Genomic DNA, 12,339 nt, shown 5'->3' on the forward strand with positions numbered 1-12,339 from the left:
AATTTTTGATGAATTGTTAGGGCAAAGAACTTCCCGAAATTAGTTTAGGCAAAAAGTTGCTCCAATGAAATCGGCTCCTCTGATTCTGTTTTTTCTAGCTCTCATTCACTCACTACCGGTGCAAGCTCAGCAGCCCTCTCCTTTGGATGTAGGCATTTACGCTTTCGAAAAGGAAGAGTGGGAAAAAGCGGCCAAGGCCTTTGCGGAATGGTTGAGAGCTCACCCGAATGATGCACAGGCCTTTTGGTTTAAGGCTCAGGCAGAAGAATTTGGAAACCATTTGGAAGCTGCCCTGACGGATTACAATAGCCTGCTGACTTTGGAACCAGAAAACGGAGAAGCCTATTTTGCCAGGGGTCGGGTAAGGTATCAGCTCAAGCAATACGATGAGGCACTCGATGATTTTGAGGACTTTCTGCTCAATCCCACCGGGGAGACCAACCGCATTTTGTTCAAGATTGCCCCGGGAGATCAAGGGGTGTCCGAGGTCACTACTGCCCAATCTTTTACTCCTGATTTAGCTTATTTTCATATGGGGCTGTGTGCCATAGAGCTGAAAAATTATGAATTGGCTTTGAGCTATCTCGATTTGGCCATTCAGGAAAACCCCCGCAAGGCGGACTACTTCGCGGAGCAGGGAAGGGCCCTTTCCCGTCTGGGAGAAAATATGGCTGCGATCGATGCCTACCAGAGGGCATTGGACCTTGACCCCAACCACAAAATAGCCAAACAAGGTCTCGCCGCCACTCAAAACGGCGGGGATGCCATACTCATAGAGGAACTAAATGAACTGATAGCCAACGGATCGGCAAACTATCAGACCTACAAGCAGCGGGGATTTTATCGGATGAATCATCAGGACATGCCGGGTGCTTTGGAGGATTTTTCGGAATCTATACGGAAGAATGATGAGGATCCGGAATCCTATTTCTATCGAGCATGGGCCTACAAAAACCTGAGAAGATTTGACCAAGCGGAGGAGGATTACTCAGCAGCCATCGCCCTAGAACCCCAAAATCCCAATTACTTCCTTGCAAGAGGCCAAGCACGCTATCAAAACGGAAAAGCAGAGGAAGCTTTGGCAGACTTTACGCTTGCAAGCAGCATTGATCCTGAGGACCCGAATCTCCACTACCACAAAGGAATAGCCCTGCATAGAATGGGAAAAGCCCAGGAGGCCTGTCAAGAATGGGTCCTTGCTGCAGAAGGAGGAGTAGGCGCGGCGCTGGAAGCAATCAAAAAAGTCTGTCAGTAAGCTAGAGCTCTTGGACAGGTCTTACTCTCGATGCCAGGATAGCCGGTCTCCAGGAGGCCAAAAGGGTAATGCCAATCACAGTAAGGCCTATCCATACCAAATCAGTGCCTACGATCCGCACCGGATAGGCATCTACCACGGCAGAAGAAATCCCCAAACTGACCAAACCAAATTCCTGCTGCGCCAAAACCAAGGCTATTCCCAAAATCAAACCCAGAAATGCCCCGCTGAGCGCAATCAGCGCGCCTTGCTTTAGAAAAATCCGCTTAACCAGCTTCTCTGAGGCCCCCATTGCCTGAAGCACCGCGATATCCTTCTTCTTTTCTATAGCTAGCATACTCAGAGAAAAGAAAATATTGAAGGAGGCTATAGCCAAAACAAAGGACAGCGTAAGAAAGACAAAGAGCTTTTCCAACTTTACGGTGCGGATCAGGGTGGCATGCTGCTCATCGGTATTTTTGACCAAAAAATCAGGTCCAAGATGGAGCTTAAGCGCTTTCTGAACAGAGGCCACCGAATAGCCCTCAGCCACTTTGATCTCCAAGGAGGTCCTCTTTTGCCCATAGTTGAGCAAATCCCGGACAAAATTCAAAGGCGCAATGACATATTCGTCATCAAAACGCTGCTCAATACTGAAAAAGGCCTTGGGCTCCAATACAGCAGAGTTGTACAATTGGGAAGGGTCTATACTCGCTGCTGAACGGGGTGCCTTGGGATAAAAGACTTTCAGAATCGAATTCGGAGCATCCAGATTGACAGAAAGAAAAAAACCGACTCCTCTTCCCATAATGGCGGCAGGTCTCAAATCAGTACCCAAAGTGGTATCTCCCCAAAAGTAGCCTTTGGAAAATCTACCCTGCTCCAGGAAATTGGGTGAAACTCCCTTGAGCCTGGCTACCAGCTGATTTTGATTGTATTCGACAAGGGCATTGTCTTCAATCACTTCGGTCAATACAGCGACCCCTTCCAGATTTTGAATACTTTTCAGCCAATCCTCCTTTGCCAAAAAGCTTTTCCCCCGGGCAGGCTCGATTTTCAGCTCTGCATCGAAGCTGGCAAACAGACTTCGGATCAAATCCTCCAATCCATTGAACACCGACATGACCACCACCAAAGCAATCGTCCCCACAGCCACCCCAATCATGGAAATGATGGACAGGACAGTGATGAAATTCCGCTTCTTTTTGCTGCGAAAGTACCGGAGAGCAATAAAGCTACTGGTGTTCAAGGTGAATCGTATTAATCTTCCTCTTCTTCTTCCTCCTCAGGTGCAGGTGGAATGTTGAGACCTGAGATGATTTTGTCCATATGCTGGGCATAGCTGGCGGAATCGTCCGGGAAAAAGGCCAGTTCTGGGATGATTCTTACGGATTTTCCAATTCGCTTACCCAAATGATGTCTGATTTCCTTTTTGTGATCATTGATTAAATCAAAAGCTTGGTCCTTATCGGCAAGCAAAAAACTCAAGTTGACTTTGGCAAAGCCCAAATCGGGGCTTACTTCCACCCGAGTGACCGTCACCATGGTGCGCCCGATCAGATGTCGGGCTTCTTTTTGAAAAATCTCTCCCAATTCCTTTTGGATCAATTTGGCGTATTTTTTTTGTCTTTGGCTTTCCATCAGAAGTATTTATGGTACAAATTTAGCGAAATACTTGGGCATGCTTTAATTTCGGGGCAAAACCCAATCCAACTCAACCCAATACCTTGCTTAGATTTTTTAAAGTCAACGATCCGTTTCGCCTCATTGGGGTAGCCCTTCATCTAGTGGTGTTTTCTGTCGTGTATCTGATTTTGTTTCCTTTTCCGATGACAGAACCTCTTCTTCAGTGGATGGTTTTGGGTGAGCGACTGGGAGAGGGCTTTTTCCTCTACAAAGACGTGGTAGACGATACCGGACCGCTCTCCGCTGCTTTTTTTATGGCCATGGACTTTATGTTTGGCCGGAGTCCACTGGCCTATGCGATCTTGGGAAGGATGTTAATCCTCATCCAACTGAGCTACTGGAACTTCACGTTGATTCGTTACCGGGTTTTTGACGAAAACACCTATTTGCCGGCCATTATCATGGCGGCCTTGTTTCATTTTTCCTTCGACATGCTCACACTTTCTCCGGCTTTGCTGGGAAGCACATTCTTGATTTTGGCCTTGAGCCAACTCTTTTCCCAAACTGTTCTCCAAAAAGAAACTTCCGAATCTACCCTTTTGATAGGAATTTATGGAGGAATAGCCACCGGATTCCATTTGAATTTCGGGTTGATTTTCCCTTACATGATCTTTACCGGACTCTTGATTTCGGGTTTTTCTTTCCGGCAGTTGATTTTGGCCATAGTCGGATTTCTGCTTCCGGTTCTCCTCATTTTGGTTTTTTATTTTTGGAATGACAGCCTTCAGGATGCTTTGGAGATCCTTCCTTTGGTCTTTACCTACGATGGATTTTCGTATCAATCGGTGTACAGTTGGCTGATTTTGGGGGCATTTCCCGTCCTACTTGCCCTCTTTGGCTACTTCCTTGGGACATTCCAGCGGGGCTCTACCATCAACCAGCAAAAACAAAGGCAGCTGATCATTACTTGGATGCTTTTTGGTGCGCTTGTTTTTTTCTTTGTCAAAAGGCAGGCGGGTTTTGAGCTGTTGATCTTCTTGCCGGGATTTACTTATCTGATTACCCAGTTTTTCCTCTATGTAAGAAGAACCTGGATCGGTGGTCTCTCCTTTGTACTCCTGATAATGGGTTTGCCTCTAGGGGCCTTATTTTTTTGGAAAAGTCAGACTCAAGGCAACAAGGCATACTTTGTTTCCAAAAATTCCGATTACCCTGCCAAAAATCAAAAGATCATGATTTTGGGCCAAGAAATGGATCTGTATCTGGAAAATCAGCTCGGTGGTCCCTTTTTGAATTATCATCTTTCTCAGGCTTACATCGAGAAAGAAAAAGATTTGGAAGAAAAATCCAGGCTTTATTCCAAAGTGTTTTTGCAAAAACCCGAACTCATTTTTGATTCAGAAGGCGAATTCAAAAAGCTTCTTTTGGAATTCCCCGCCCTTGAGTCCCTCTATTCGGAAAAAACACCCGGGATCTTTGTGAAAGCAAAGCCTTAAATTTTTGAAATTCAGGCTTTTCAGATGTAAATTCAGCTGAGATTCTTTTTCTCTTGGCTGAATTGGACCTTAACCTGTTTTTTTATGAATTCTATTTTTGAATTACTTGATACCTTGGATCCTTCCGAAAAAACCAAGCTGCTCAAGCTCAGTGCCATCAAAAATTCGAAACAGTCCAAGAAGTTCAAATTATTGAAGGATTACATCCTATTCCCATACCGGGAAGATTCAGACTATTGCACCAGATTGTACTCTATCCAGTCTTCTGCTGCTTTTGTTCAGCTCAAGAAACGGGTTAAGGAAGATATCTATGAAATGATACCCTGCCTGGGGGCCAATCAGAAAATTTCCCAGGAAGCCCAAAAGCGCATCGCCTGCACCCAACTGCTCATGCAGAGTCAATACCTGCTATCCAGAGGCCTGGAAAAGGCCGGAAGTAAAACACTGGAAAAAAGTCTAAAGACAGCTGTAGAATCGGACCTTCCCGATTTGATCCTGTGTGTATTTGATACCGCAAAAAGTTTTGGGCTGGAGGGAGTCATCCAAAACCAGGATTTGCCTCAACTGGAACTCATTGTGAAAAGCCACCTTCAGATTTTGGTCAATAGACATGTAGGACAAGACACCTCCAAGTCAGACCAAAATCCGAATCTGGGCTTGGTGCTGAACCATCTCAATTTAGAGCAGAAGCAATGGGAATACCTATCCCTGATTCGGGAGGCTCTTGCCAACAAAGACTTGGAAAAAGCGGAAACCTTACGGAAAAAATCTGTTGCCTTGTTTGAAAAAAGCAAATCCACCGAGGAAATCAATCAGGAATATATCCTGGTCCAACAACGAATTCTAATTCATACCGGCAAATTCAAGGAAGTCATTCTGCGATACAAGTCTCTGGACAATACGCGCTGTCTGGGATTCGAAAACAGACTGGAACACATCCAATACCAATGGCTGGCACTCTACTACCTCGGCAGACTGGAAGAGGCTCAATCCCTACTGAAGAAATCCCTGAGCAAACTTAACCCGGAACTGAATTCCAAATGGAAGTATTGGGAGGCCTGTCTGCATTTTCGAATGAATTCATTTAAATCCGCCCTGAAGCTCATTCACGATTGCCAGCCTCATCTGAAGTATGCGCCGAATTTTTATCTGGGATCCAAAATGCTGGAATTGATGATTCTTTTTGATCAGAATGATTCCGACTGGCTGGATTACAAAATAGAAAACCTCCGAAAGCTGATCTCCAGATGGGCAGGAAAAATCAATCCGAGAATAGAAGGCGGATTCAAGCTTTTCTCCAAAATCCAGAAGAAAAATCTGGACGAGACCTCCGAACTAATCATTACCAATCAGGAAATGACAAATCTAGTCCAAGCCAGAGGAAGGTATTTTTGGGACCCAACTGATTTTGAACTGGTCCGATTTGACTCCTGGATTGAAAAGAGGCTTGAGTGAGGAAAACAAGCATCTTCCCCGCTGATCAGGGCATAGAGCAACAAAAGACAGAGACTGACCCACTAGGGAAAAAAAAGATCACGGGAAAACTCACGTATCCACTATTGAAAGCGGGTATGCACTCCTCCTCAAACCAAAGGATTAGATAGAATTTCCGGTTAAAATCCCCAGGTTAAAATGGAAACGTTAGGTTTCGAAAAATCGGAAGACTATCCATAAATTTAATTTACAACAAAAGTTAAGTAAAGAGGGAAATTCGCCAGTTATTGCAATCTGACAAGAATTTTTAGCCTTTTTTCAAAGAGAATAGATGTCAAACTATTCCTTTCAAAAACCAGTCAATTTATTGATTAATAATACTTTATATTTTTTTATTTTTTAGGATTTTGGTTAAAAACAGATTTTTTTTTCCTGTTAATTGGTATTTGATCTCGCTAGCTTTTTTCAGTTTTTCCAGCACCAAATTTTTACCGATGATTCACTCAGCCTTGGAATTTTTGACCCAGGAGCTCAACTCCTTTATTAAGCTCAAAGTTGGCGATCCGATCACCAACCGGGTGGTCCTATCGAGTGTGACCAATGAACAGGGAATTGCCATACCCGATCAGTCGCTGGGATTATCCCTGATCAATATTGAAGAAGAGCGGACGAGCAAAGACCAGCAAAACCGATTCATCAATGCGGTGGGCAAAGTGGAAAAACGAAACCCGGATATCCAGCTAAACCTCTATGTTTTAATTACTGCCAACTTTCAAAACCGTCTGCCCAACAACTCCTCCGATGACTATGTGGAAGGACTCAAGCAGCTAAGCTATGCCGTTGCTTTCTTTCAGAGTAAAAGTGTGTTTACCCAAGAAAACAGTCCCAGTTTGGCTGGTTTTGACGGGGATTTGAAAAAAATATTCGTAGAGCTTTACAGCTACTCCTTTGAGCAGCTGTACAACTTTTGGTCAGTGGTCGGGGCAAAATACCTCCCCAGTGTCCTGTATAAAGTGAGAACTATCCGTGTCCAGGAAAATGCAATCCAGCAAAGCGGAGATCCGATAGAAAAAATCTACCTCGAATCCAGACACAAGCCATGAACATTCTCTATTCCCGTCTTTTTGAAATCCAGCTCCTTCATGATTTTTTCAAGGATGGAATTTCCCAATCCCTCAGCCTTACTCCGGACTCGTCTACCCATCATCTGCTGAAAAATGGAAGAATGCTCACCCGGTCCCTCCCAAAGGGGATGATTGTTCTTTTTCGTGCCGAGGAAAACCTTACAGATCCGGAGACTCCCCTACAGGTACCCTGCAGATTCAGATTTTTTATCAACAGTTCCAATCCCTCATTTCTCCACACCATTACGGATTGGGACACACCTGTAAAGGAATTCAAAACCGGATCTTTTTTCCACTTTAAAAACAACCCTGCCAATGCCTCCTCGAATCCGACAACACCTGAGACGCTAGGGTATCAAATTCTGGATGGACTCAGACCCAAAGACCTGCTGGAACAAGTAAAACTATCCACTCATCCCGCCTCGGTCATTTTCCGCCTTCGGGACGAAGCAGGCAACCTCATTTCATCAGGAAAAGACAGCGACGGCAATCCTCTCCCTTTGGATTTACCCCTGTCTCCGGATGATTTGGAGATTTTTTCTCTGAGAGTGGACCTGAAAGACAAGGCAGACGGAATTTATTCGCTGGAGCTGAGAAGCCAGACAGATACCGAGACGCTTTTTTACAAGGCCTATTTTTTCTCCAGCGACGCCATTGGCAATACCTCCATGGGTATTATGGAAATCAGCTATGTAAGCAGCCCAGCCAGACTCTACGGGGAAATGGAATACTATGCCCTGAAATTGAAAAGAAAAGCAACCCGCTGGACCTACATCATTGTCAACCAAAACAAAAAACTCAACCTCGGCACCAATCAGCTGTCCATCAGAGACCGAGGGAACCCACTGGGCACTCCCTATGGGATATACACCTTTCAGCAGGATGGAGGAGCTCCTCATCCTGATATCAGAGTCAACAATGCAGAGACCGTCATATTCAAGTCTCAGGTACCGATTCCCTTCTTCGAAAGCCCTAAGCTGAATTTGGAACTTCGACGAACTCCTGGAAACCGGGTGTTGTATGCCAATCTTCCCAATCCTCTCCGAAATGGAATCGCCAAAACCGACGGAGGAGAGGCTTTCAGTGAAATTTTCGTCTTTATCTAAACCTTTCTTTCCCCATGGCAGAATTCAAAACTCCAGGAGTGTACATCAAAGAAATCTCCACCCTTCCTGCCTCAGTGGTTCCGGTAGCTACAGCTATTCCGGCCTTTGTAGGCTACACAGCCAAGGCTGAGAAAAACGGAATTACTATCCCTACCAATAAGCCTACGCGGGTTACATCCTATCTCGAGTACCAGGAAATTTTCGGAGATTCTTTTTTTGAAAATTACCAAATCACCATCAATTCGGATGGTACTTTCGCCATCCCTGCACTCAGCTCGCCTTCCCCCTACTTGATGACCTATCAGGTCTACATGTATTTCAACAATGGCGGGGGACCTTGCTGGATCGTGTCTACAGGAATCTATGCCAACTCTCCTGACTCCAATTCCATTGATGTCAATGAGCTGATTGCAGGAATCCGGGCTCTCGAGCAAGAAGATGAACCCACCCTTCTTCTAGTCCCCGAATCGGTGATTTTGGATGCCACAGACAGAAAATCCCTTCATGACCAGATGCTGGCTCAGTGTGCAAAGCTCCAAGACCGATTTGCACTATTTGATGCCCTTCTGGATACCGGGATGAGCGTTGCAGAAAACGGAAATCAGTTTCGTGCCGAAGTAGGAAGCTCCAATCTGAGCTACGGAGCTGCCTATTTTCCTTCCTTGAGAACTATTCTCTACAGAAACTTCAAAGAAGATGCGCTTACAATCATCGACAACAGGACAGGAGCAGGGCTCGGACCCTTTCACGGACTGTCCCTTGCAGAGATTGGAGCTGGTCAGAAATTTGCCACCGGCACGATCCGAATTACTGATTTTGATAACATCGATGACGATAGCTTCCAAATCGGCGGAGACACGTATTTGGAAGGGTCTGAATTCGACAAGGACACCAGCAATATCACTACTGCAGGCAGCCTTACCACGGCCATCAACACTCCAACCAAAGCCCTCTATGGAGCCAGCCGCGAGGGAGGCTCAAACCTAATCACCCTCAAAGCCAAGATAGAAGGTGAGGCGGGAGGAGACCTTACCCTTACTTACACAGACAATGGAGGAGGAGGGGCGACCATCTCAGGATCAGGGACCTTCACTTGGATAGCTCCGGACAAGGCCCTCTACAATGCCATGGTAGCCGACCTCAAATCCCGGTTGGTGGATTTGTATCCTTCCGCTTCCATGGCAGGGATATATGCCCGGGTAGATAGTCAGCGGGGGGTGTGGAAGGCTCCAGCCAATGAAGACGTCCGGTCTATCAGCAGACCTGTTTTGGCAGTCAGTAGCGAAGAGCAGGGATTGCTGAACGTGGATGCAACTTCAGGAAAATCCATTAATGTGATCCGCTTTTTCCAAGGGAGGGGAAATCTGGTATGGGGAGCACGGACCCTGGCAGGAAACGACAACGAATGGAGATATATCCCAGTGAGAAGGCTTTATCTGTTTGTGGAAGAATCCATCAAAAAGGCCACCGAATTTGTGGTTTTCGAGCCCAATGATGCCAATACCTGGCTTCGGGTGAAGACCATGTGCGAAAACTTCCTGTCCAGTCTTTGGAGAGAGGGAGCATTGGCAGGCGCAAAGCCGGAGCAAGCATTTTTTGTGCACGTGGGTCTAGGCAAAACGATGACGGCCCTAGACATTCTCGAAGGCAGAATGAATGTAGAAATCGGACTTGCCGCAGTAAGGCCCGCAGAATTCATCATCCTGAAGTTTTCCCACAAGCTTCAGGAATCCTAATCTCAACCTCACCATAATCAATAGAACCCATGTCAAACTTCACAACACCGGGTGTTTATATTCAGGAAATTTCCACCTTGCCCGCCTCCATCGCGGCGGTGGAGACAGCCATTCCGGCATTTATAGGACATACACAGAAAGCCGATGGGGGAGCTCTCCGGGTACCTACGCGGATTAGCTCCATGCTGGAATACGAGGCTATATTCGGCGGGCCCAATCTTGAGGGAATATCAGTTAGCATCCAGGACACTTTTACTGGACTTGATGGTCAGCCAGCTACCCTTCAAACCCGGAAAATCACCGCTTCACTTAGCGGCAGTCCTTCGCCTTTCAAAATGTACCCTAGCCTTAGGCACTATTTTGACAATGGTGGAGGCCCCTGCTACATCGTCTCGGTCAACACCTATTCCAGCAATCCCACCAATGATGGACCCACCGTTTTGGGAAGTCTAAGGCATGGGTTGGCTATGCTGGAAAAAGTGGATGAACCTACCCTGATCGTTTTTCCGGATTACATGACCGTGGCCTCGTTTCAGCCCGTTTATACCGATGCCTTGGCTCAATGTGACAAACTTCAGGATCGGTTTGTGATCCTAGATGTCAAGGAAAATACCACGAATCCCTTTCAGGATGCCGTCAATTTTCGAAACAACGGAATAGGCTCCGGAAATCTAAAGTACGGAGCAGCCTACTATCCCAACCTCAAGACTTCCTATTCTTATGGGTTCAACCCCTCCGCAGTAATTCTTGCGCAGAGCCATGAATACAAGGGTTTGGGTACATCCAACCCAGTAATTTCTAACACCCTGAATGGAGTAACTTTAGCTTCTCTTGAAGCTACAGACCCTAGCCTTCATCGAGCCATTTTCGCGGAAATCAACAAGCTCAAAGTAGATCTCCCCCCTTCTCCGGCAGTGGCTGGGGTGTATGCACGGGTAGACAGTCAACGAGGAGTGTGGAAAGCTCCTGCCAATGAGGACATCCGAGGAGTAGTAGGCCCCGCAGTGAAAATCACCAATGAGCAACAGGCTTCCCTCAACGTGGACGCTTCCTCAGGAAAGTCCATCAATGCCATTCGGACTTTCACAGGGAAAGGCACACTGATTTGGGGTGCGAGAACCCTAGCCGGAAATGACAACGAGTGGAGGTATGTGCCGGTAAGGCGTCTTTTCATCTTCATAGAAGAATCGGTAAAAAAAGCCACCGAATTCGTGGTCTTTGAGCCCAATGACGCCAATACCTGGCTCAGAGTAAAAACCATGATCGAAAATTTCCTCTCCAAGCTCTGGAGAGACGGCGCTTTAGCCGGGGCCAAGCCTGAGGATGCCTTTTTTGTCAAAGTTGGTTTGGGTGTGACCATGACCGCACAGGACATTCTGGAAGGCCGGATGAACGTAGAAATTGGCCTGGCAGCAGTAAGACCTGCCGAATTTATCATACTCAAATTCTCTCATAAGCTTCAAGAAGCCTAATCAAAACAGCAAACACTTTAACCTAAATTATTATGGCAGTAGCATATCCTGTTTCCGTCTTTCATTTTCAGGTAGAATGGGGCGGTACCCGTATTGGATTTACCGAGGTCTCCGGCCTTTCCATAGAATTGCAAACCATCGATTACCGGGAGGGCAATTCCCTTGAATATCATGTAACCAAAATGCCGGGAATTCCCCAATACAGCAATATTTCCCTCAAGAGGGGAGTTTTTGCAGCGGACAATGAATTTTTCCAATGGCTAAACACCGTCAAGAAAAACAAAATCGACCGAAGAGACCTCACGATCAGCTTGCTCAATGAAGAGCACGAACCCATCATGGTATGGAAGGTGAAAGAGGCTTGGCCTTGCAAGGTAGAAGGTCCTACGCTCAACTCAACCGGAAACGAAGTGGCCATCGAGACGATCGAGCTTTGTCACGAGGGACTAAGCATAGAGACTACTTAAGCCATGGCTTTTTTCTATCCTCCCACAGGATTTCACTTCCTTGTACGATTTGAAGGGCTAGCTCTCAAATACCCCGGAATTCCCGATGTGGGATTTCAGGAGGTAAGCGGAATAAGCGCTGAAATCGGGGTGGAAGAGTATTCGGAAGGGGGAGAAAACCGCTTCAAACACCGTATGCCCAATCCGGTGAGCTATTCCAATCTTTCGATGAAAAGAGGGATGATGAGTGGGTCCCCTGCTGCCAAATGGTTTAAAAATGCAGTAGAAAACTTCAGTTTCGAGCCTCAGGACATTACTGTGATTTTGCTCAATGAGGACCACATCCCCCTTCAGGCTTGGAATTTTTTCAATGCCTGGCCGGTGAAATGGGAAATTGAAGGACTCAATGCCATGGAAAGCGGATTGATGATCGAGTCAATGGAATTTGCCTATCAGTATTTCAGAAGAATACAACCTTCCGACCTAAGCCCAATTTAACTATGCCCATTGAAATCAAGGAGCTCATCATCCGAACCACAGTGGATACCCAAAACGAAAGGCCAACGGGTAATCAATCCCCTAGCCCAAACACCAATGCATTGATGCAAGGGCTGGAAGAACTGGCCAAGGTGATCAAAGAGAAAAACGAAAGGTAATCAGCGACT

Annotated in this window: 12 protein-coding genes; 10 read left to right on the top strand and 2 right to left on the bottom strand. The window is 46.2% G+C overall.

What is annotated here, in order from left to right; genetic code table 11:
• Positions 1 to 64 precede the first annotated feature (64 nt).
• Complete coding sequence (locus AAA943_RS13050; RefSeq protein ID WP_338224701.1) at positions 65 to 1,255, top strand: tetratricopeptide repeat protein; 1,191 nt, start codon at positions 65 to 67, stop codon at positions 1,253 to 1,255.
• 1 nt (position 1,256) lies between these two features.
• On the opposite strand, the gene AAA943_RS13055 is transcribed toward AAA943_RS13050, so the two are convergent.
• The gene (locus tag AAA943_RS13055) at positions 1,257 to 2,483 is read right to left on the bottom strand and encodes an FtsX-like permease family protein (protein ID WP_338224702.1); all 1,227 of its coding nucleotides are present in this window, start codon (positions 2,481 to 2,483) and stop codon (positions 1,257 to 1,259) included.
• Positions 2,484 to 2,494: 11 nt separating this feature from the next.
• Positions 2,495 to 2,875 carry a 30S ribosome-binding factor RbfA gene (rbfA, locus tag AAA943_RS13060; RefSeq protein WP_338224703.1) on the bottom strand — a complete coding sequence of 127 codons (381 nt, stop codon included), beginning with the start codon at positions 2,873 to 2,875 and terminating at the stop codon, positions 2,495 to 2,497.
• Positions 2,876 to 2,961: 86 nt separating this feature from the next.
• Here rbfA and AAA943_RS13065 point away from each other — a divergent pair, with 86 nt between their 5' ends.
• The 9 genes from AAA943_RS13065 to AAA943_RS13105 all read left to right on the top strand — a co-directional run bounded on the left by AAA943_RS13065 (position 2,962) and on the right by AAA943_RS13105 (position 12,330).
• The gene (locus tag AAA943_RS13065) at positions 2,962 to 4,356 is read left to right on the top strand and encodes a hypothetical protein (RefSeq protein WP_338224704.1); all 1,395 of its coding nucleotides are present in this window, start codon (positions 2,962 to 2,964) and stop codon (positions 4,354 to 4,356) included.
• Positions 4,357 to 4,440: 84 nt separating this feature from the next.
• The gene (locus tag AAA943_RS13070) at positions 4,441 to 5,811 is read left to right on the top strand and encodes a hypothetical protein (protein WP_338224705.1); all 1,371 of its coding nucleotides are present in this window, start codon (positions 4,441 to 4,443) and stop codon (positions 5,809 to 5,811) included.
• A 473-nt stretch (positions 5,812 to 6,284) separates the two neighbouring features.
• Positions 6,285 to 6,893, top strand: a complete 609-nt coding sequence (locus tag AAA943_RS13075; protein WP_338224706.1) for a Pvc16 family protein — start codon at positions 6,285 to 6,287, stop codon at positions 6,891 to 6,893.
• Positions 6,890 to 8,020 (top strand): hypothetical protein, encoded by a 1,131-nt coding sequence (locus AAA943_RS13080; protein ID WP_338224707.1) that lies wholly within the window; start codon positions 6,890 to 6,892, stop codon positions 8,018 to 8,020. Before AAA943_RS13075 ends, AAA943_RS13080 begins: the two co-directional genes overlap by 4 nt.
• Before the next feature lie 14 nt (positions 8,021 to 8,034).
• On the top strand, positions 8,035 to 9,756 hold the full coding sequence (locus AAA943_RS13085) for a phage tail sheath family protein (RefSeq protein ID WP_338224708.1): 1,722 nt from the start codon (positions 8,035 to 8,037) through the stop codon (positions 9,754 to 9,756).
• A gap of 29 nt (positions 9,757 to 9,785) precedes the next feature.
• Positions 9,786 to 11,228 carry a phage tail sheath family protein gene (locus tag AAA943_RS13090; protein WP_338224709.1) on the top strand — a complete coding sequence of 481 codons (1,443 nt, stop codon included), beginning with the start codon at positions 9,786 to 9,788 and terminating at the stop codon, positions 11,226 to 11,228.
• Positions 11,229 to 11,260: 32 nt separating this feature from the next.
• A complete protein-coding gene (locus tag AAA943_RS13095; RefSeq protein WP_338220427.1) occupies positions 11,261 to 11,695 on the top strand; it encodes a phage tail protein in 435 nt (144 codons plus the stop codon).
• Between the two features lie 3 nt (positions 11,696 to 11,698).
• Positions 11,699 to 12,172: a phage tail protein gene (locus AAA943_RS13100; protein ID WP_338224710.1), complete on the top strand. Its 474-nt coding sequence runs from the start codon at positions 11,699 to 11,701 to the stop codon at positions 12,170 to 12,172.
• A gap of 2 nt (positions 12,173 to 12,174) precedes the next feature.
• Complete coding sequence (locus AAA943_RS13105) at positions 12,175 to 12,330, top strand: DUF5908 family protein (protein ID WP_338224711.1); 156 nt, start codon at positions 12,175 to 12,177, stop codon at positions 12,328 to 12,330.
• Positions 12,331 to 12,339: the final 9 nt, after the last annotated feature.

It is taken from the genome of Algoriphagus confluentis, assembly GCF_036245625.1.
Lineage (GTDB): Bacteria > Bacteroidota > Bacteroidia > Cytophagales > Cyclobacteriaceae > Algoriphagus > Algoriphagus confluentis.